The 17,404-nt window shown below is 69.6% G+C and carries 23 protein-coding genes; 13 read left to right on the top strand and 10 right to left on the bottom strand.

All coding sequences use genetic code 11. The features are described from left to right. Window positions 1–22: 22 nt before the first annotated feature. The 3 genes from ABGB01_RS15960 (at window position 23) to ABGB01_RS15950 (ending at window position 3,137) form a co-directional block, all read left to right on the top strand. Window positions 23–589 (top strand): TetR family transcriptional regulator, encoded by a 567-nt coding sequence (locus tag ABGB01_RS15960; RefSeq protein WP_347774080.1) that lies wholly within the window; start codon window positions 23–25, stop codon window positions 587–589. Between the two features lie 138 nt (window positions 590–727). Continuing rightward, window positions 728–2,059 (top strand): glycoside hydrolase family 6 protein, encoded by a 1,332-nt coding sequence (locus ABGB01_RS15955; protein ID WP_347774078.1) that lies wholly within the window; start codon window positions 728–730, stop codon window positions 2,057–2,059. A gap of 91 nt (window positions 2,060–2,150) precedes the next feature. After that, window positions 2,151–3,137 (top strand): LLM class flavin-dependent oxidoreductase, encoded by a 987-nt coding sequence (locus tag ABGB01_RS15950; RefSeq protein WP_347774077.1) that lies wholly within the window; start codon window positions 2,151–2,153, stop codon window positions 3,135–3,137. 8 nt (window positions 3,138–3,145) lie between these two features. Here the strand turns inward: ABGB01_RS15950 and ABGB01_RS15945 are convergent, their stop codons facing one another. The 3 genes from ABGB01_RS15945 to ABGB01_RS15935 form a co-directional block, all read right to left on the bottom strand. Further along, window positions 3,146–3,583 (bottom strand): hypothetical protein, encoded by a 438-nt coding sequence (locus ABGB01_RS15945; RefSeq protein ID WP_347774076.1) that lies wholly within the window; start codon window positions 3,581–3,583, stop codon window positions 3,146–3,148. A 10-nt stretch (window positions 3,584–3,593) separates the two neighbouring features. Continuing rightward, window positions 3,594–4,664, bottom strand: coding sequence for a DUF6745 domain-containing protein (locus ABGB01_RS15940; protein ID WP_347774075.1), 1,071 nt, complete (start codon window positions 4,662–4,664; stop codon window positions 3,594–3,596). Window positions 4,665–4,739: 75 nt separating this feature from the next. After that, a complete protein-coding gene (locus tag ABGB01_RS15935; protein ID WP_347774074.1) occupies window positions 4,740–5,087 on the bottom strand; it encodes a MarR family transcriptional regulator in 348 nt (115 codons plus the stop codon). Between the two features lie 250 nt (window positions 5,088–5,337). Between ABGB01_RS15935 and ABGB01_RS15930 the strand changes: the two genes are divergently transcribed. Then, window positions 5,338–5,724 carry an STAS domain-containing protein gene (locus ABGB01_RS15930; RefSeq protein WP_347774072.1) on the top strand — a complete coding sequence of 129 codons (387 nt, stop codon included), beginning with the start codon at window positions 5,338–5,340 and terminating at the stop codon, window positions 5,722–5,724. 33 nt (window positions 5,725–5,757) lie between these two features. Here ABGB01_RS15930 and ABGB01_RS15925 read toward each other — a convergent pair whose 3' ends face one another. Both ABGB01_RS15925 and ABGB01_RS15920 read right to left on the bottom strand, forming a co-directional pair. Then, window positions 5,758–6,219 carry a VOC family protein gene (locus tag ABGB01_RS15925; RefSeq protein WP_347774070.1) on the bottom strand — a complete coding sequence of 154 codons (462 nt, stop codon included), beginning with the start codon at window positions 6,217–6,219 and terminating at the stop codon, window positions 5,758–5,760. After that, entirely contained in the window at window positions 6,216–6,803 is a 588-nt protein-coding gene (locus tag ABGB01_RS15920) for a DinB family protein (protein WP_347774068.1), read from the bottom strand. Before ABGB01_RS15920 ends, ABGB01_RS15925 begins: the two co-directional genes overlap by 4 nt. 60 nt (window positions 6,804–6,863) lie before the next feature. Here ABGB01_RS15920 and ABGB01_RS15915 point away from each other — a divergent pair, with 60 nt between their 5' ends. Then, window positions 6,864–7,847, top strand: coding sequence for a YafY family protein (locus tag ABGB01_RS15915; RefSeq protein ID WP_347774066.1), 984 nt, complete (start codon window positions 6,864–6,866; stop codon window positions 7,845–7,847). Here ABGB01_RS15915 and ABGB01_RS15910 read toward each other — a convergent pair whose 3' ends face one another. Continuing rightward, complete coding sequence (locus ABGB01_RS15910; RefSeq protein ID WP_347774064.1) at window positions 7,848–8,321, bottom strand: carboxymuconolactone decarboxylase family protein; 474 nt, start codon at window positions 8,319–8,321, stop codon at window positions 7,848–7,850. A gap of 245 nt (window positions 8,322–8,566) precedes the next feature. On the opposite strand from ABGB01_RS15910, the gene ABGB01_RS15905 reads away from it, so the two are divergent. Beyond that, the gene (locus ABGB01_RS15905) at window positions 8,567–8,971 is read left to right on the top strand and encodes a hypothetical protein (RefSeq protein ID WP_347774063.1); all 405 of its coding nucleotides are present in this window, start codon (window positions 8,567–8,569) and stop codon (window positions 8,969–8,971) included. A 26-nt stretch (window positions 8,972–8,997) separates the two neighbouring features. Further along, window positions 8,998–9,312 (top strand): hypothetical protein, encoded by a 315-nt coding sequence (locus tag ABGB01_RS15900; RefSeq protein ID WP_347774061.1) that lies wholly within the window; start codon window positions 8,998–9,000, stop codon window positions 9,310–9,312. 10 nt (window positions 9,313–9,322) lie between these two features. On the opposite strand, the gene ABGB01_RS15895 is transcribed toward ABGB01_RS15900, so the two are convergent. Further along, the gene (locus ABGB01_RS15895) at window positions 9,323–10,273 is read right to left on the bottom strand and encodes a helix-turn-helix domain-containing protein (protein ID WP_347774059.1); all 951 of its coding nucleotides are present in this window, start codon (window positions 10,271–10,273) and stop codon (window positions 9,323–9,325) included. 71 nt (window positions 10,274–10,344) lie between these two features. Here ABGB01_RS15895 and ABGB01_RS15890 point away from each other — a divergent pair, with 71 nt between their 5' ends. Then, window positions 10,345–10,677, top strand: a complete 333-nt coding sequence (locus ABGB01_RS15890) for a cupin domain-containing protein (RefSeq protein ID WP_347774057.1) — start codon at window positions 10,345–10,347, stop codon at window positions 10,675–10,677. A gap of 65 nt (window positions 10,678–10,742) precedes the next feature. Here the strand turns inward: ABGB01_RS15890 and ABGB01_RS15885 are convergent, their stop codons facing one another. Beyond that, window positions 10,743–11,144: a hypothetical protein gene (locus ABGB01_RS15885; RefSeq protein ID WP_347617544.1), complete on the bottom strand. Its 402-nt coding sequence runs from the start codon at window positions 11,142–11,144 to the stop codon at window positions 10,743–10,745. A 150-nt stretch (window positions 11,145–11,294) separates the two neighbouring features. Continuing rightward, complete coding sequence (locus tag ABGB01_RS15880) at window positions 11,295–12,479, bottom strand: helix-turn-helix domain-containing protein (RefSeq protein WP_347774056.1); 1,185 nt, start codon at window positions 12,477–12,479, stop codon at window positions 11,295–11,297. Window positions 12,480–12,652: 173 nt separating this feature from the next. Between ABGB01_RS15880 and ABGB01_RS15875 the strand changes: the two genes are divergently transcribed. Then, the gene (locus ABGB01_RS15875; protein WP_347774055.1) at window positions 12,653–13,369 is read left to right on the top strand and encodes a hypothetical protein; all 717 of its coding nucleotides are present in this window, start codon (window positions 12,653–12,655) and stop codon (window positions 13,367–13,369) included. 207 nt (window positions 13,370–13,576) lie between these two features. Further along, complete coding sequence (locus ABGB01_RS15870) at window positions 13,577–13,969, top strand: SHOCT domain-containing protein (RefSeq protein ID WP_347774054.1); 393 nt, start codon at window positions 13,577–13,579, stop codon at window positions 13,967–13,969. A gap of 57 nt (window positions 13,970–14,026) precedes the next feature. On the opposite strand, the gene ABGB01_RS15865 is transcribed toward ABGB01_RS15870, so the two are convergent. Further along, the gene (locus ABGB01_RS15865; protein ID WP_347774053.1) at window positions 14,027–14,656 is read right to left on the bottom strand and encodes a GAP family protein; all 630 of its coding nucleotides are present in this window, start codon (window positions 14,654–14,656) and stop codon (window positions 14,027–14,029) included. A gap of 324 nt (window positions 14,657–14,980) precedes the next feature. Here ABGB01_RS15865 and ABGB01_RS15860 point away from each other — a divergent pair, with 324 nt between their 5' ends. From ABGB01_RS15860 to ABGB01_RS15850, 3 genes are read left to right on the top strand one after another with little or no spacing between them, the layout of a single operon-like run. Then, window positions 14,981–15,805 (top strand): FCD domain-containing protein, encoded by an 825-nt coding sequence (locus tag ABGB01_RS15860; protein ID WP_347774052.1) that lies wholly within the window; start codon window positions 14,981–14,983, stop codon window positions 15,803–15,805. Next, window positions 15,798–16,526, top strand: coding sequence for an amino acid ABC transporter ATP-binding protein (locus tag ABGB01_RS15855; RefSeq protein ID WP_347774210.1), 729 nt, complete (start codon window positions 15,798–15,800; stop codon window positions 16,524–16,526). The genes ABGB01_RS15860 and ABGB01_RS15855 overlap by 8 nt, the downstream gene beginning before the upstream one ends. 19 nt (window positions 16,527–16,545) lie before the next feature. Beyond that, on the top strand, window positions 16,546–17,403 hold the full coding sequence (locus ABGB01_RS15850; protein ID WP_347774050.1) for a transporter substrate-binding domain-containing protein: 858 nt from the start codon (window positions 16,546–16,548) through the stop codon (window positions 17,401–17,403). Window position 17,404: the final 1 nt, after the last annotated feature.

The raw sequence follows: 17,404 nt of genomic DNA, 5'->3' as shown, positions 1-17,404 counted from the left end.
CGCCGCCGACTAGAGTTCTGGTATGGACGCCCAGGCAACGGAGGCGGGAGCCAGGCCGCGCGACCGCGAGGCCACGCGCGAGCGCATCCTGCAGGCGGCCCGCACCCTGTTCGGCGAGCAGGGCTACGAGACGGTGACCGTCCGCATGATCGCCGCGGCGGCCGAGGCCAACGTCGCCCTGGTGGGCCGCTATTTCGGCTCCAAGGCCGGGCTCTTCCACGCTGTCCTGCAGGGCGAGCCGACGCTCAACACGTTGTTCGAGGGGGACGCGGAGGCCCTGCCGCGCAAGCTGGCCGAATACGCCGCCGAGCGCATGCGGCGACCGCCGGACAGCCCGATCCTGCGGGCGCTCGAACGTTCCGCGGCCCACCCCGAGGTGCGGGCCGTGGCCCGTGAGCGCCTCATCACCGCCGTGCTCAATCCCATCGCCGAGCGACTCGACGGCCCCGACGCGCAGGTCAGGGCCCGCATGGCCACCTCGGTCTTCCTCGGCATCGGCGCCACCCGCCGCCGCCTCGGCCCGCAGGAGCCCACGCCGGCCGACGTCGACCGCCTCACCGCGGTCTTCGAGGCGTGCCTGGCCGGTTGAAAGTTTCAGCTCCCGAGGCGCTCTGGCCTGGGGTGATGGCGTGGCGATCGATCCGATGTCTTGGTGCGGGCGGTGATGGCTACCTACCATCCGGTGTGCCGGTGGGAGCGCTCCCACATGACGGACGGAGTAAAACCCATGTCTCGCAGGAAGCCCCTGTTGGGGGTGCTCCTCGCCGCGGCCGCCACGGTCGCCGCGGGGGCGGTCGTCCTCTCCTCGTCCACAGCCAGGGCCGCCGACTCCGCTTTCTACGTGGATCCCCAGACGAACGCCGCCGAATGGGTGGCCGAGAACCCGGGCGACAGCCGTACCCCCGTGATCAGGGACCGGATCGCCGCCGTGCCGCAGGGCAGGTGGTTCGCCACCTACAACCCCTCGACCGTGCGCGGCCAGGTCGACGCGTACGTCGGCGCGGCAGCGGCGGCGGGCAAGAACCCCATCATGGTCGTGTACGCCATGCCGAACCGCGACTGCGGCGGCCCCAGCGCGGGCGGCGCCCCCGACCACTCCGCCTACCGGGGCTGGATCGACCAGATCGCCGCTGGGCTCGGCGGCCGGCCGGCCACCATCGTGCTGGAGCCCGACGCGCTGGCGATCATGTCCAACTGCATGAACAACTCCGAGCAGGCCCAGGTCCAGGCCTCCATGGCGTACGCGGGCAAGAAGTTCAAGGCCGCGTCGTCGCAGGCCAAGGTCTACTTCGACATCGGGCACGACGCCTGGCTGTCCCCTTCGGAGGCCGCCGGCAGGCTGAACGGCGCCGACGTGGCCGGCAGCGCCGACGGCATCGCGGTCAACACCTCCAACTACCGCTCCACGCCCGGCCTGGTGTCGTACGCGAAGAACGTGATCGCGGCGACCGGCGCGTCCGGGCTGAAGGCGGTCATCGACACCAGCCGCAACGGCAACGGCCCTTCCGGCAGCGAGTGGTGCGACCCGCCCGGACGCGCGACGGGCATCTGGAGCACCACCGAGACGGGTGACGCGGCGATCGCCGCCTTCCTGTGGGTCAAGCCGCCCGGCGAGGCCGACGGGTGCATCGCGACCGCCGGGCAGTTCGTGCCGCAGCGGGCGTACGACCTGGCCATGGCCGCGCCCTCGCCCACGGTCAGCCCTACGGTCACGCCGACCGTGACCCCCACCGTGACGCCTACGGCAGGCCCCGGCGGGTGCACGGCGACGTACAAGGTGACGAGCGAGTGGCAGGGCGGTTTCCAGGGCGAGGTCACCGTCACGAACACGGGCTCGTCCCCGATCGGCGGCTGGCAGGTCGGCTGGACGTTCCCCAACGGGCAGACGATCTCGCAGCTCTGGAACGGCACGCTGTCCGGCGGCGGCGGCTCCGTCTCCGTCACCAACCTCGGCTGGAACGGCTCCGTGGCGGCGGGCGGCAGCACCACGTTCGGCTTCCTCGCCTCTCACAGCGGTCAGAACGGCACGCCGTCCACCCTCACCTGCACCACCTCCTGATCATTCGCCGGGCCCACCGGGCCCGGCGAAATATCCGCGCCCCGCACGATGTTGCACAGAGCCATCCGCACTCCTCGAAAGGCGCGTACCCATGGCTCTGCCGCTGTCCATTCTTGATCTTGCGCACATCGGCGAGGGCGAGACGGCGCGCGACAGCTTCACCGCGAGCGTGGCGCTCGCCCAGCGCGCGGAAGAGCTCGGCTACCAGCGCATCTGGTACGCCGAGCACCACAACATGCCGAGCATCGCCTCCTCGGCGACCAGCGTGCTGATCGCCCACGTCGCCGCGCACACCAGCACCATCCGCCTCGGCGCGGGCGGCGTCATGCTCCCCAACCACGCGCCGCTGACCATCGCCGAGCAGTACGGCACCCTGGAGACCCTCCACCCCGGGCGCATCGACCTCGGCCTCGGCCGGGCGCCGGGCAGCGACCAGCAGACCTTTCGGGCCCTGCGCCGCAGCCCCGCCTCGGCCGACTCGTTCCCGCAGGACGTGCTCGAACTCCAGGGCTACCTGACGGGCGAGTCCCGCATCCCCGGCGTCGAGGCCACGCCCGGCAAGGGCACCGACGTGCCGCTCTACATCCTCGGCTCCTCCCTGTTCGGCGCCCAGCTCGCGGCGGCGCTCGGCCTGCCGTACGCGTTCGCCTCGCACTTCGCGCCCAACGCGCTGGAGGAGGCCGTGGCCGTCTACCGGCGCGACTTCAAGCCGTCCGCGCAGCTCGACCGGCCGCACGTCATCGCGGCGCTCAACGTGATCGCCGCCGAGACGACGGAGGAGGCCGAGGAGCAGTTCCTGGCCTCCAAGCGGCTCAGGGTGACCCGGTTCCTCGGCCGGGGGCGCACGTTCACGCAGGAGGAGGCCGACATGATCCTGGAGTCGCCGGCCGGGCAGCAGATCGTGCAGATGGCCAAATACTCCGCCGTCGGCAACCCGGCCGAGGTCGAGGCGTACGTCACCCGTTTCGCCGAGCACGCCCAGGCCGACGAGCTGATCGTCGCGTTCTCCGCGGTCGACAGGAAGGCCTGGATGCGCTCGGCCGAGCTCCTCGCGGAGGTTCACGGGCTGCGCGCCTGAGCGCGGAGTCAGTCGGCGACGAGGCGCATCCTGGGGCCTTCGCGCTCGCGCTGCCGCCGCACCACGTACGTGCCGGGCGCGCACCCCGTGCCTCCATGCTCGGGGTGCAGCAGGTAGACGGTGGCCCGCGCCTGGAACATGCCGATCGCCAGCCGGTCGGAGTCCAGCACCTGGTCCGTCCACAGGCACGTGCCGGGGTCGGCGACGAGCGTGTGCGGGTTGCCGCCTGCCTCGCCGCGCAGCAGCTCGGCGCCCGCCGACGGCACGGGTTCCCACTCGGCGCCGGGCCGGGCCCTGACCGAGCCGGCCACCATCGCGAGCGGGATGACGATGAGGTCGCCTTGGGCCTGGAGGCCGTCGACGACGGGGATGCGGACCGACTGCTCGAGGTGGTCGAGCACGGTGAGCCCGGTCCGCCGGGTCAGGGATGCAAGAGTCACGTTCATGGTCATCACCTCAGGTTCTGCGCTGGAGCAGGGAGTAGTGCTCGGCGGACAGCCCGTAGGTCCAGCCGGCGGCGGCGATCGGGTCGTCGAAGGCCGGCACGGTGAGCCCGTAGCGGCGCCGGTGGCCGTCGCGTTCGACGGATCCGTTGACGGCGAGGAGCACCCTCGTTCCCCCTCGCATGTCGTAGAGCCGCAGTTCGTTACCGGGATTGCCGGGGTCGGGCGCGGTGGAGACGAGCCGTAGCCCGGCCTGGTCGACGTACGCGGCCCACCCCATGTGCTCGATCGCGCACCGCCTGACCTCGACGTTCGGCTCGTCCGCGATCCGCCGCACGCTCGGATCCGTGATCACCCAGGCGGGTACGGGCATGCCGTGCCAGGCGTGCAGGTCCCAGCCGTCCGCGTACCGCACGGCCGGGCCGTCCGCGCGGTGTGGCCGGACCTCGCCGTTCTCGCCGCACACCTCGGTGTGCAGGGCGACGGGACGCTCGGAGACCACGCACGTGTCCTCCCTGGGCCACCACCAGCCGCACAACGTGGTCGCGGCGGTCCACAGGCCGAGGTGGCGTCGTTGCTCGCCGGTGAAGACCGCGCCGGCGGCACGGCGCAGCGCGTCGTACTCGGCGATCCAGGAGACGTACAGCGTGTCGTACCAGAAGCGCCGGAGCACCGGCGACTCGTGCGCCGCGTTGAGCGCCGGGACGAGGGTGCTGGTGACGGACCGCTGGAGCGGGAAGAACGTCGTACGGCGGATGAGCCGGTCGAGCGGCTGCAGGCGCGGTCTGGCCCGCGCGTCGAGCTCGTGGCGCAGCGTGCTCGCCAGCGTGGACAGCCGTCTGGGCACGGGCCACTCGGCCAGGCGGTCGATGCTCTCCCAGGCGCGGGTCCCCGGCGGCACGGTCGCCAGGGCCTTGGCGGGCGAGGAGACCCAGTGGAAACGGGGTGGGGGCAGGCCGATCAGGCGGTAGAGCCCCGTGATGGCGGCCTCTGCGGCCGGACGGTCGGCGGGCCGCGTCGACAACGCCCGGCCCTGCCATGCTTCGCGGATTGCGGCAGCTTCCCGCTGCGCGTGGACGCTCACCGGATGCGGGTGGCGTCGTCCTTTCTCACGATCATGGATGAATGGTGACAGATCGGCGTCGGCCGTGTCCAGCGGCTAACAGGCCTGGCTCTGCTCCTTGCGCGCGGGGGTGCTGCCATCGGGCAGATCGCGGTGGGTGAAGATGTCGATCAGCACCTGCACGGGCATGTCGGCCTCGGTGTGGTGGCGGAAGCTCAGGCCGGGCAAGATCTGGTAGTGGTTGCGGCGGCCGACCCTGTTGCGCTGGATGTAGCCGGATTCCTCCAGGTCGGAGACGATGCTCTGGGCCGCGCGCTCGGTGATGCCGATGGATGCGGCGATGTCGCGGACCCGCACCTGAGGGTCGGCGGCGATCGCCAGGAGCACCCGGGCATGGTTGGTCAGGAACGTCCACGCTGCGCGACGTGCGCCCTCGTTGTCCATCCCTGTGCGACTCCTTCCCGGCGTTGAGCTGACCAGCAGCATACGCTGGCTCTGCACCTCGTTGCACGAAATTTGAATGCAGAAAAGCTATTCCGGTATCGTCCTCACTAGTTTACCGTTGAGGCGTCCAGCCCGCCCAGGCTCGAAGCCCATGATGATCAGGGGGGATGCGATGTCGCACACGACGATGCACACCGTCAAGCCGCGACCGGCTTCTGGATCGCGTCGCCCGACGAACGCGGCTTCGCAGGTGCGCCGAGACCATAACGCCATCGTCGACACCTCGTGCGCCGATGAGGGCGACATGGTCTTGTCGGCGCCTCCGCCCACGCCGGAGCACCTGTTGTACATGGACCGCATCCTGCAGGTCACCTGCACCGTCAACGCCGGGCCCTCCGTGGTCCGCCTCATCGGGGAGATCGACCTCAGCAACAGCGGAGAGGTCCTGCGCACGCTGAACAAGGCCCGCTACATCGACGATCACCTGATCATCGACCTCAGCGGGGTCTCCTTCGCCGACGTGTCGGCCGTCCGGGCCCTGCAGTCCTTCGCCTCCGGCGGCTCAGCCGTCATCTGCAACGCTCAGCCGCAGCTGAGCCGCCTGGAGGGCCTGCTCGGCCTGACCCTTTTCACCTGACGCGCCGTCCCCCCCCGTTCCGGCGGGGGCGGGTCAGTCCAGACAGAACTCGTTGCCCTCGGGGTCGGTCATCACGATGAAGCCGGCGCTCATCGGCAGGTCGGGTTCGTGGCGGCGCACGCGCGTCGCGCCCAACGCGACGAGCCGGTCGCACTCGGCCTCCAGCGCCGCCATCCGCTCGTCTCCCTCCAGCCCGGGAGCCGCACGGACGTCGAGGTGGACGCGGTTCTTGGCCACTTTGTCCTCAGGCACCTGCTGGAAGAACAGCCGCGGTCCCCGGCCGTCCGGATCCTCGACGGCCGACGCCGTGTTGCGCTGGTCCTCCGGCACGCCGGTGCGCTCGAGAAAGTCGTCCCACGCGGCCAGCGGGTCGGCGCCCTCGGGCAGGTCGGCCCCGGGCGGGCCGGGGTGGACATAACCCAGCACGTCACGCCAGAAGGTCGACAGCGCCTTCGGATCGTGGGCGTCGAAGGTGACCTGGATCTCGCGGCTCATCGGGCGGCTCCGTTCGGGGCGTTCCGCGTGTGCTGGTAGAGATCGCGCAGCAGGCAGACCTCGGACAGATGGTGGATCAGCTCCCGGTGGATGTGCAGCACCAGGTCGGCCATGGGCGCGTCGGGGTAGGGCTCCTTCTCGCCGACCGGCACCAGGAGCCCGTCCCCGCCGAGACCCCGCACCCCGGCCAGCCAGACGTCGAGCTGGGTCTCGAGCTGGTCGAGCGCGGTGGCCGCGTCGCCTGCGTACTCCCAGGTCTCGTACGACGCCGCCGGCGCGCCGAAGTGCGCCGCGTTGCGCATGGCGAGCACGCCGACGATGACGTGGCCGAGTCGCCAGGCGATCGTGGTGAAAGGTGAGGGGGACGGCTCGGGAAAGGCGTAGTCGATCGTGAAATTTCCGGCGCCGGCCTGCACGGGTGCCGTCGAAGTCCCGCGGGGCCGCACGCTCCAGGCGTCCGGCACAGGGGACCAGAGGTATTCGTCGTCGGTGAGGCCGTCGAACCGGGGCCTGAGGTGATGGTTCCAGTGCCACTCCGCCTGCTCGCGCAGCGTGCGGTTCCAGTCGAGTGCGTGTTCGTCCATGGAGTCAGTGTCACCCCTCTAGCGGACAGAAACGGTCCGCTATCTGGCAGGCTGGACGACATGGATGTGGCGAACGGTGACGAGCGGGGGACGACCGAGCGGGTGCTCACCCTGCTCGGGCTGCTGCAACAGCGCCAGGTCTGGACCGGCCCCGAGCTCGCCGAGCGGCTGGGGGTCACGCCGCGCACGGTGCGCCGCGACGTCGAGCGGCTGCGCACGCTCGGATACCCGGTGCACGCCACCCAGGGCGTCGGCGGCGGCTACCGCCTCGGCCGCGGGCAGGACCTGCCGCCGCTCCTTCTCGACGATCAGGAGGCCATCGCCACCGCGGTCTCGCTGCTGGCCGGCGCGGGCGGCGCGGTCGCCGGCGCGGGCGACGCCGCGCTGGGGGCGCTGAGCAAGCTCGACCGGGTGCTGCCCACCCGGCTGCGGCACGAGATCCGCGCCCTGTCCGGCTCGGTCGAGTCGTTCGGCGGTGGCCGCACGCCGGTCGACCCCGAGGTGCTCATGACACTGGCCCGAGCCTGCCGCGACGAGGTCGAGGCCGGCTTCGACTACCCGTCAGGCGACGAGGTGCGACGGCGGCGGGTCGAGCCCTACCGCCTCGTCGCCTCCGACCGTCGCTGGTACCTGCTCGCCTACGACCTCGACCGCGACGGCTGGCGCAGCTTCCGCGTCGACCGGATGGCCGGCGTGTCGGCGAGGACCTGGCGCTTCCGCCCCCGCGCGGCGCCCGACGCGGCGGCGTACGTGCAGGAGAGCGTGGCGAGCCGGGTCTACCCGCACCAGGCGCGCTTCCTCGTGCACGCCCCGGCCGGCACGGTGCGCGCGCAGGTCCCGCCGTCGGCGGCCGTGGTGCGGCCGCGTGGAGACGGGCGGTGCGAGGTGCTCAGCGGCGGCGGCAACCTCGACCTCGTGCTCATGCACGTGCTCCTGCTGGGGCACGGCTTCGAGGTGCTCGAGCCTCCGGAGCTCGTCAGGCGCTGCCGCGAGCTGGCGGAGAGGCTGCTCGCGGCAGGCGCGGCCGACGCCGGACCGGTGTGATCATCCCCACTGGCCGGGCTGGTAGGCGCCGGCGGGCTGCTGGGTGATGACGTTCAGGCGGTTGACGGTGTTCATGATGGCGATGAGGGACACCAGGGCGGCGAGCTGGTCCTCGTCGAAGTGCTTGGCGGCGTTCGCCCAGGCCTCGTCGGTGACGCCGCCGGCCGCGTCGGCGACGCGGGTGCCCTGCTCGGCCAGCTCCAGAGCGGCCCGCTCGGCGTCGGTGAAGACCGTCGCCTCCCGCCACGCCGCGACCAGGTTGAGCCGCACCGAGGTCTCCCCGCGGTGCGCGGCGTCCTTGGTGTGCATGTCGACGCAGAAGCCGCAGCCGTTGATCTGGCTGATGCGCAGCGCCACCAGTTCCTGCGTCGCGTCGGGCAGGGGAGAATCCTTCACGACCTTGCCCGCGGAGAAGACGTACTTCGAGAACTTCGCCGCGACAGGGTTGTTGTGGTAGTCGAAACGGGCGTCCATGGGTGGCCTCCTTGCCGTTCACGTGGTTCCACCGCATCGACGACGTGGTCCGGCGAGATGTGATGTGATCTGCGTCTCCCCATCGCGAGCCATGGTCACGGCCGGCTGACTTTTCCACCGGTAAATTTTCTGTAGCCGGCTCTCACGGAAACTCCGCCAGGGTGCCGACGCCGTTGTCCGCGTTTTGCGGGTGACCCTACGCTCGGCGGCGACGGTAAGTGCCTGACCCGAAACCGGAGGCGTTAGTGGGGCTTTTCGCGAGAAATGCGTTGCGGCTGGCGGCGGTCGTGGTGGCCGGTTGCGGCGTGGTGCTGGCCGGCGCCGTCAGCGCGGTGGCACAACCGCGGCCTCCTTCCCAGCTTGCCCAGCTGTCCGGCGCCGACCTGGGCACGGTCATCACCATGGTCCCCAGCTTTTTCTGCGGAAATCGGCTGGTCGCCTACAACTCTCCTTCGTCCAACTCGCCCACGAAGTGCGTCAACGGCGCTGAGAACAGCGGCAACTCTACCAACAGCGGGAATTACCACAATGAAGGCGATCCCATCAACAGCGGCAACTTCGCGAACGGGAACGGCTCCACGGACAGCAACAACGCGACCAGCAGCGGAAACGCGGCCAACGGATCCCAGACCCATTCGGTGCGCCGATGACGCACCACGCGCGGACCTTCGGGAGGATGGACAGGATGAGCGGGGCCGGACTGATGATCGCCGGTTGCGGGCTGGCGGTGCTCGCGGCCGGCACACCGGCTTCTCCAGGCAAGCAGGTGCTCATGGCGGATTCCTCGTCCTTCGCGGCGGAGACCGGAAATATCCGGCCCAGAGGAAATGCCAAGAAAACGGGAAACTACTGGAGCAAGGGTCGGTCCGTCAACAGCGGCAACTTCTCCAACGTGATCGATTCCTACCGGTCCAACAATTCGACACGCGGCAGCGCCAACACCGTCAACGGCCCGCAACGGCTCATCGTGAAATCCGGCGGCAGCAAGTGAGATCGCCGCGTCACCGTGGTTCGGCCCGGAACGCCCGGCGATAGGCGCCGGGCGTGGTGCCCAGGGCGTTGAGAAAGCGCCTTCGGAGGTTGGTGGCCGAGGAGAGACCGACGCGGCGGGCGACGGCGTCCAACGGAAGGTCGGACGACTCCAGCAGGCCCCGGGCGGTCGCTATCCGCTGGGCGAGCAGCCACTGCCCCGGGCTGGTGCCGAGCTGGTCGACGAACCGCCGGGTGAGCGTACGCGCCGACAGGCCCGCGTGCGCGGCCATGCTCTCGATGGTGACCGCTTCGCCGAGCCTTCCGGCGACCCACTCCAGCAACGGCGCGAGCGTGCCGTCGATCTGAACGGGGTGCGGCGGCGCCGCGTACTGCAACTGCCCGCCCTCGCGGTGCGGCGGCATGACCATGGTCCGTGCGATGTGCGCGGCATACCAGGCGCCCTGGTCGTTGCGGACCAGGTGCATGCACAGGTCGATGCCGGCCCCGGCGCCTGCGCTGGTCGCCACGTCGCCATGGTCGACGTACAGCACATCCGGGTCGAGCCGGACCTCCGGGAAACGCGCGGCGAGCTTGTCCGCCAGCGCCCAGTGCGTGGTCGCCCGCCGCCCGTCCAGCAGTCCGGCGTACGCCAGCGCGAAGGCGCCGGAGCAGATGCTGACCACTCGCGTTCCGCGGGAGTGCGCCCGGCGCAGTGCCTGAACGACCGCGGGCGTGGGCGGATCATCGGCGGGCAGCCAGCCCGGGACGATCACGGTGTCGGCACGGTCGAGCGCGTCCAGCCCGTCGGTCACGAGCATGTCGTAGCCGGCGTGCGTCGCGACCGGGCCGGGACGCTCGGTGCACACGCTGAAGGTGTAGCGCATCGGGAGCCCTGGCCGCTCGATTCCGAACACCTGGGCGGCGCAGCCGAGCTCGAAAGCGGACTGCGGAGGGCGGATCAGCGCCGTCACCCGATGCATGGCGCAAAAGTACCGCATGATGTCTTTCCTGACACTCGGCGGGGGCCATGACCGGCCGCCAGGCTGGGCCTATGACGACAGAACAGAGCACCTCTGCCTATGTGTGGGCCGCCGTCCAGGACGCCCCGGTTCGCGAGCTCTTCCCGGGCATCCGGGCGCGGATGTTGTGGACCGGGGACAACGGCGCGAAGGCCTGTGTGCTGGAGATGGACGCCAACACCTGCTGGCAGGGGATCGACGTGCACGAACCCGGACCCGAGGAGGTCTTCGTAGTCTCCGGCGTCTTCAACGACGGCGACCGGGACTACCCGGCCGGCTCCTTCATCCACGCCCCAGCGGGCTCCTCGCACGTGCCGCAGACGGTGACGGGCTGCACGTTGTTCCTCTTCTACCCGGAAGGCTGACCGTCACCGGGGGGATGAAAGAGCCACCCGGCGGTCCCGGGTGGCTCAGGCGACGGATGTCCCGGTCAGAACACCTGCTCGACGTTCGTGGTCCGTACGGTCCACGGCGGCCCGCACGTGCCGCGCCCGGTGAACCGGTAGCCGGCGAAGATGATCGGGCTGGCGAACTGGTAACCGTCGGAGCAGATCACCACGACCCTGATCGCCCCACTGAACACCGAGCAGTCGATGTCGACGTAGTACGCCGGGATGGGGACGCTGCGGGAGCACGAGTAGGTGGCGGCCGGGGACACCACGCCGTCCTTGCCGGCCCGGGCGCCCGGGGCGTCGGAAAGCTCGGTCGACTGGTCGGTGAACCCGCGTTCGGGCGCCGCGGCGGCCGAACCCGTGTGCAGCGCGACAGACAACAGCAGCGCCGCGATCGCGGCCAGCACGCCGATGAGCGTTCTTCTCGCATGTACAGTCATGTGATCGAACCTCTCGCTGGGTTTCCTGGCGGCCGGCCGAGCCTTGTCAGTGCTACTTTCGCCAAGCGTTGAGCGCCGGTCATCGTCACTTTCCGCAAATCTGCGCCGCGGCGGCCGGGGGAGGGTTGTCACTGGTGTCAAAAGGCGCGGTCAGGCCAGGCCGTGCTCGGTCCACGCCCCTGCCAGCATCCGCGTGACGGTGGTGCTCAGCACCCGTACGCCGTGCGTGGAGCCCGGCTCGATCCCCACCAGTTCCCGCACCCGCCGCAGCCGGTAGTCGAGGGTGCGGGGGTGGATGTGCAGGGATTCGGCCGTACGCAGGCGGTTCATGTCGTTGCGGTAGTAGGCGTCCAGCGTGGGCACCAGTTCCGGCCCGTCGCCGAGCCGCTGCGCGGTCTCCCGTAACCACTGGTCCACCTGCGGCGTCTCCATCGCGCCGAGCTCCGCGAACACGTCGGCCACCCCGTACGACCGGCGCGGCACCCGCTCGATCGGCGCCACCCGGCTGACCTTCCGCGCCAGCGCGGCCGCCTGGACGAGCGCGCGGCGGCGCCCGTGGGCGATGCCGACGGAGCACGGCCGTCCCACGCCCTCCGCGACCGCCTGCGCCAGCGCCAGTCCTGACCTCTCCGCGGCTGCCCGGTGCTCCGGCCGCGTCCCGTGGTACGGCACGAGCGCCACGAATTCGTCCGGTTCTTGCCACCCGAACGGCACGCGGTGCCGCTGCAGCAGGGTGCGCACGACCTCCTCCCGGCACTCCTTCGGCGGCGCCGTGGCCACCCGGACCACCGTGACCAGGTAGTGCTCGGCCACCGGCACCCCGAGGCTGCCGGCCAGCCCGCCGGCCATGGGGTCGTCGTGCAGCACCATGGTGGCCAGCAGGTGGACGCGCGAGGCGGTCGGCAGGAAGCGCTCATATCCCCGGAAGTAGCCGCGGGTGTAGACCGCCTGCGCCGCCGCGCCCTGCTGGGCCAGCCAGTCGATCATGCGCATCGTGTCGGTCAGGTCGCCGGGCCCGGCCGCCTCGGAGATCTCCCGCATGGTGAAGGCCGCGTGCAGCGCGAGCGCGCCGCGCTGGCAGCCCGGAGCCACGCCCTGCAGGCCGCGCTGCTCGCCGACCGACTCGATGAAGGCCAGGTCGCTTTCCAGCAGCGGCTCGCCGGAGGCGGCCAGGTCGGCCGTCCGCTGCCGTACGACGACCGCGAACTCCATCATCGACGCCCGCGCTCTCGGCTCGATCGTCTGGAAACCGGCGAGCTCGCCGACGCAGGCGTCCACCACTCTCCTCGCGTTGTCGTCGACCCGGTTTTTGAGCATGCCGAAGAGGTCGCCCATGAATTCTCCCCGTGACGTCGCCATTGGTCGTGTCTCCCTGAAACGCGCGTCCGGTATTCGTCGGCCGGGTGCTTTCGTATCAGTGGATTTTCCGGAAAGCGGCGCGTGACCAGGTGGGGAAGGTGGACATCTCCATTATGGACGTGGGGTCAGGTGAAAGTTTCATACGGCCGGTGATTCGTGACGACCGAAATCGTAACGGACGATCACGAGGTGGATGCATTCCGCTCGGCGCGCTCGGCCGGGCCTGGCGGCAATGGCCTGCCCAAGGATTTTCCACGGGGCTGTACGTCGTCCTCGCCGACGGCGCCACAACGGATCTCACCCGGTTCGCGGGCCACCGCACCCCCGAACTCGACCTCGTCATCGTCTCCCTCGCCGAGTTCCGTACGGTCGGCATGCCCGGCTTCGAGCGCTACGCCCTCGCCCGCGCCAGGATCGTGCTCGACCGCCTCGACGGAGGCATCGCCCGGATCCTGGCTGCCAAGGGGCGGCTCGGCGCCGACGAAGCGTTCCGCGACTGCGGCGAATGGCTCGACGCCTACGCCAACTCGCTCTACCGCTCCGTCAAGAACGACCGCGACGGACACGCGTTCGCCGCCCGCCTCGACGCCGCCGACAGCGTCCGGTTCCTGCTGGAGCTGCTCTTCGCCATGGACCGCCGCCCCCGCCCCTACAACAAGTACCTGGCATGGGAACTCGCCCGGTATCCGCTGCCGGGCTGGGGCACCGGCATGTTGCTGGACGCCGTCGACCGCATTTCGGCAACGGGCGACGTACGTCTGCAGCGGCGCCTCTTCGCCCAGGTCGAGGCGGCGGCCCGGCACGCCGGGCACGGCGCGGTGCTGGACGCATGGGGCGAGGACCTCGACCTGATGCGGCCGCAGTAATCTCCTGTGACTGCCGGAGAAAAGTCGAGGTGATCCATCTTAAAATTTCATGCTATTTCGCGCGTTTTCTTAATTGGCGATTTGCCCGCGGTGGGAGGGTTTTCGTAGACTGCGGCTATAGGTGAGGCTGCAGAACTGACGATTCCATGGCTCTCCGGTGACGGATCCAGAAACGCCAGGCAGGCTAGCTGGAAGGGGCGAGGGTCAATGGATGACTATCCGTTGCTCAATATCTTCCTCACGATGATGTGGTTCTTCCTCTGGGTCCTGTGGCTGATGCTGCTCTTCCAGATCATCATCGACATCTTCCGCGACGACAGGCTGAGTGGCTGGGGCAAGGCGGGTTGGTCGATCTTCGTCATCGTGCTGCCGTTGCTGGGCGCCTTCGTCTACCTGATCGCTCGCGGCAAGGGGATGGGCGAGAGAGAGCTCGCGGTGAGGGCCGGACGCGAGTCCCGCTACTACGAGGCCGTCGAACACCGCCTGGGACGGACGACCGGCCAGGCCGACGAACTCACTCGTCTGGCCGATCTCAAGAACCATGGTGAACTCACCGCGGAGGAGTACGAGCACGCCAAGGCCAAGGTCTTGGCGAGGTGAACGGTGGGTCTCGCCGCTTGGGCGGGTCGGCTGGCGTGCTCGCTCCCGTGAGAGCTTTCACGTCAGAATGAGGACGATGAACAGCAGGCACGCGCAGATGTTGATCAACCAGCCGCGGGAGTTCATCCAGTCCCGGATCTTCGGCATGACCGTCTCCGCCCGGCGCCGGAAAAGCAGGTAGCCCAGGAGCGGCAGAGCGGCCAAGGCGAGTGTGGCCAGCATGAAGGGGATGGCTGCGGCAGGTGGCGATCCGGTCTGCTCGAGGTGCACGCTGACGGTGGTCATGGTCACGATGTCGGTGGGCATCAGCAGGATCAGGAGCAGCCCGACGACGAAAGCTCGGCCGGGTCCGGCTTCGAGGAGCGTGCTGAGCCATGCGGGGGCTTCGGACGTCGCGCGTGTCCGGAAGTTCTTGACCGCCATGGCCATCAGAAGGCCGACCAGAACGAGCTGAACGACCGAGCCCAGCGAGCCGGTGTCGGCGGGGTCGCCCAGCGAGATGCTCTCACTGAGCAGTGCGACGACGTGGCGGGTCAGCGCCACGCCCACGATCATGGCCACCGTGACGCCTGCCAGGTATGCCAGTGACATCCGTACCGCCTGCCTGTGCGTGACGAGGATGATCGCCGACATGATCTGAGGGCCCGCCATCATGGTGATGGCCAGGGGCAGCAGTTGCAGATCCATCACGCCTCCCCCCTTCAGGGTCATGGTGGTGCCGGTAAACCCATAGCTACCCGGGAGACCTCGTCTTCTGCCGGCTGGAGCCGAGTCGTCGTACAGGTGCCTGGAAGGGCGGAAGGCGATCGCAACGCCAGGAGCGGTGTGCTTCGGCGCTGTCCGACTCGGCGACTCGCCGCTTGCGTAACACGTTCTTTATCGAAATGCACCATGTCTGTAACCCATGACGGACGCCTGTCAGATTTGACTGATGTACCAACACGGCAAAGAGGCACAAAACGGGATGTAACGGACATTTAGGGCTCTTGGTGGTCCGCCGGTGGGAGTGGTGTGGTGAAGGTGGAGGAACGCTCGGCTGACGCCATCCTCGAGGTGCTCGCTGGAGCGCCGGAACCGCTGGGCGCGCGGCAGGTGCTGCAGGCGCTCAAACTGGGCACCGACCTGGAGATCAGCGAGGCCACGGTCGCCCGGCGGCTGCGACTGCTGGACCGGCGCGGGCTCACCGTGGCCGCGGGCTCCAAGGGCCGGCTGCTCACCTCGTCCGGCCGCCAGCATGTCGCCGCCGTGCTGCGCGGGCGCACCACCGCGACCCGGTTCCTGGAGGGCACGCAGGTACGTACCTCTGAAGGGCTGATCAACCTGCTGCGTGCGCGGCGGACGGTCGAGCCCGAGGCGGCCAGGGAAGCGGCGCTCTGCGAGGACAACGCCGCTGCGGCACAGGCGCTCACCGGGCTGGTCGCGCGGCACGGCAGGCATTTCGCCGACGTTCAGGGAGTGCCGCGGGACATCGCGCTGACCTTCCATCGCCGGGTGGCCAGGTGTACCCGCAATCCGATCGTGAAGGCCATGCTCGACGTCGTCCTCGATCCGGCGCTCGACCGCCTGGAGGCGGCCCTGGACGTCGTGCTCGACTCCCACCGTTCCGGCGAGGTCACGGTGATCGAGCACCAGCGGATCGCCGACGCGATCGCCGCGGGCCGGGCGGACACGGCGGAGGAGGCGATGCGCGCCCATATGGATCGATTGCTGGACGAGGCCGGCCGCTTCCTCACCGAGGAGACCGCCCCCATCGTCGAGCGGCTGCTCACCTGGGGCATGCCTGGACCTACCGGACACGACACGCGCGGAGGGCCTGAGCCGGATGCCGATCATTGAGTTCACCGGCGTACAGAAGTCGTACGGCGACCTTGAGGTGCTGAACGGCATCGACCTGTCGGTCGCCGAGGGCGAGGTGGTGGTTCTGCTCGGCCCGTCGGGATCGGGCAAGAGCACGCTGCTGCGCTGCATCAACGCCCTGGAGGACGTCTCCGGCGGCACGATCGTGGTCAACGGCCGCGATCCGCACAACAAGGCCACGAACCTGAACGAGCTGCGGAGCGGAGTGGGCTTCGTCTTCCAGCACTTCAACCTCTACCCGCACATGACGGTGGCGCAGAACATCATGCTCGCCCCCGTCAGGGTGAAGAAGGTCTCGAAGGACGTGGCCCGCCGCCGGGCGATGGACCTGCTGGAACGGGTGGGGATACCGGAGAAGGCCGACAGCCTGCCCACGCAGCTTTCCGGCGGGCAGCAGCAACGGGTGGCCATCGCCCGCGCGCTGGCCATGGACCCCGCGATCATGCTGTTCGACGAGCCGACCAGCGCCCTGGACCCCGAGATGATCCAGGAGGTCCTGGAGGTCATGGTCGACCTGGCCGGCAGCGGGATGACCATGGTCGTGGTCACGCACGAGATGGGTTTCGCGCGCAAGGTGGCCGACCGGGTCGTGTTCATGGACGGCGGTCGGGTCGTGGAGTGCGCCGCGCCCGAAGACTTCTTCGCCAGCCCGTCGACCGAGAGGGCCCAGGAGTTTCTGCGCCGGGTCTCACATATCTGACAGAGAGGTGTCTGTACGGATGAAAGGGATCGTGTGCCTGGCGCTCGCGCTGCTCCTGCTCACCGCCTGCGGTGACCGCCCGAGGGCGGGGCTGTCCCCGGTGGCAGGGACCAAGGGCGGGACCGGAGTCAACTCGATGGAGAAGATCAGGAAACGCGGGGAGATCGTGTTCGGAGTCAAGTTCGACACCCCGCCGTTCGGGTCGATCGGGCAGGGCGAAACCGAGCCGCAAGGCTTCGAGATCGACCTCGTCACCGAGGTCGCCAAGCGGCTGAAGGTCAAGCCGAAGTTCGTCGAGGTCAACCCGAAGAACCGGGTGGCCAACCTGGACAGCGGGAAGATCGACGTGATCACCGCGACCATGATCGCGACTCGGGCGCGTGACAAGGCGATCGACTTCTCCGAGCCGTACTTCGAGGACGACCAGCGCCTGATGGTGCGCGGCGACTCCAAGATCTCCAGCGTCGACCAGCTCGATGGCAAGACGGTGGCGCTGGTCCAGGGCTCGACGGAGGAGAGCGTGCTGCGGGAGAAGGCGCCGGGCGCGAAGATCCTCAGCTTCCAGTCCTGGCCCACGGCGCTGCAGTCACTGCTGCGCGGCGACGCCGACGCCGTCAGCACCACGGTCGGCATCCTCACCGGCCTGAAGTCGGCCGCCGACAAGGCGGGCGAGCAGGTCAAGATCGTCAGCCCGGGGATCGCGCAGGGACCGCTCGCCATGGGGTTCCGCCAGGGCGACGCCGCCCTCCGCGACGAGGTCAACACCGCACTGATGGGCATGGCCGAGGACGGCACCTACGACCGCATCTACGCCAAGTGGTGGGGCAAGGTGCTGCCCGAGCCGTACAAGATCCGTGTCCTTCCCTCGGGGTCCTGAG

Origin of the sequence: Nonomuraea sp. B5E05, assembly GCF_039880665.1 — a bacterium.
In the GTDB taxonomy this organism is placed as follows: domain Bacteria; phylum Actinomycetota; class Actinomycetes; order Streptosporangiales; family Streptosporangiaceae; genus Nonomuraea.
This window is presented reverse-complemented; position numbering and strand designations above follow the sequence as displayed.

What these genes read in the sequence shown, in the direction of transcription:
- ABGB01_RS15960 (WP_347774080.1), top strand. Translation starts at nt 23, where the DNA reads ATGGACGCCCAGGCAACGGAGGCGGGAGCCAGGCCGCGCGACCGCGAG.
- ABGB01_RS15955 (WP_347774078.1), top strand. Translation starts at nt 728, where the DNA reads ATGTCTCGCAGGAAGCCCCTGTTGGGGGTGCTCCTCGCCGCGGCCGCC.
- ABGB01_RS15950 (WP_347774077.1), top strand. Translation starts at nt 2,151, where the DNA reads ATGGCTCTGCCGCTGTCCATTCTTGATCTTGCGCACATCGGCGAGGGC.
- ABGB01_RS15945 (WP_347774076.1), bottom strand. Translation starts at nt 3,583, where the DNA reads ATGAACGTGACTCTTGCATCCCTGACCCGGCGGACCGGGCTCACCGTG.
- ABGB01_RS15935 (WP_347774074.1), bottom strand. Translation starts at nt 5,087, where the DNA reads ATGGACAACGAGGGCGCACGTCGCGCAGCGTGGACGTTCCTGACCAAC.
- ABGB01_RS15925 (WP_347774070.1), bottom strand. Translation starts at nt 6,219, where the DNA reads ATGAGCCGCGAGATCCAGGTCACCTTCGACGCCCACGATCCGAAGGCG.
- ABGB01_RS15920 (WP_347774068.1), bottom strand. Translation starts at nt 6,803, where the DNA reads ATGGACGAACACGCACTCGACTGGAACCGCACGCTGCGCGAGCAGGCG.
- ABGB01_RS15915 (WP_347774066.1), top strand. Translation starts at nt 6,864, where the DNA reads ATGGATGTGGCGAACGGTGACGAGCGGGGGACGACCGAGCGGGTGCTC.
- ABGB01_RS15910 (WP_347774064.1), bottom strand. Translation starts at nt 8,321, where the DNA reads ATGGACGCCCGTTTCGACTACCACAACAACCCTGTCGCGGCGAAGTTC.
- ABGB01_RS15900 (WP_347774061.1), top strand. Translation starts at nt 8,998, where the DNA reads ATGGACAGGATGAGCGGGGCCGGACTGATGATCGCCGGTTGCGGGCTG.
- ABGB01_RS15895 (WP_347774059.1), bottom strand. Translation starts at nt 10,273, where the DNA reads ATGCATCGGGTGACGGCGCTGATCCGCCCTCCGCAGTCCGCTTTCGAG.
- ABGB01_RS15890 (WP_347774057.1), top strand. Translation starts at nt 10,345, where the DNA reads ATGACGACAGAACAGAGCACCTCTGCCTATGTGTGGGCCGCCGTCCAG.
- ABGB01_RS15885 (WP_347617544.1), bottom strand. Translation starts at nt 11,144, where the DNA reads ATGACTGTACATGCGAGAAGAACGCTCATCGGCGTGCTGGCCGCGATC.
- ABGB01_RS15880 (WP_347774056.1), bottom strand. Translation starts at nt 12,479, where the DNA reads ATGGGCGACCTCTTCGGCATGCTCAAAAACCGGGTCGACGACAACGCG.
- ABGB01_RS15870 (WP_347774054.1), top strand. Translation starts at nt 13,577, where the DNA reads ATGGATGACTATCCGTTGCTCAATATCTTCCTCACGATGATGTGGTTC.
- ABGB01_RS15865 (WP_347774053.1), bottom strand. Translation starts at nt 14,656, where the DNA reads ATGGATCTGCAACTGCTGCCCCTGGCCATCACCATGATGGCGGGCCCT.
- ABGB01_RS15850 (WP_347774050.1), top strand. Translation starts at nt 16,546, where the DNA reads ATGAAAGGGATCGTGTGCCTGGCGCTCGCGCTGCTCCTGCTCACCGCC.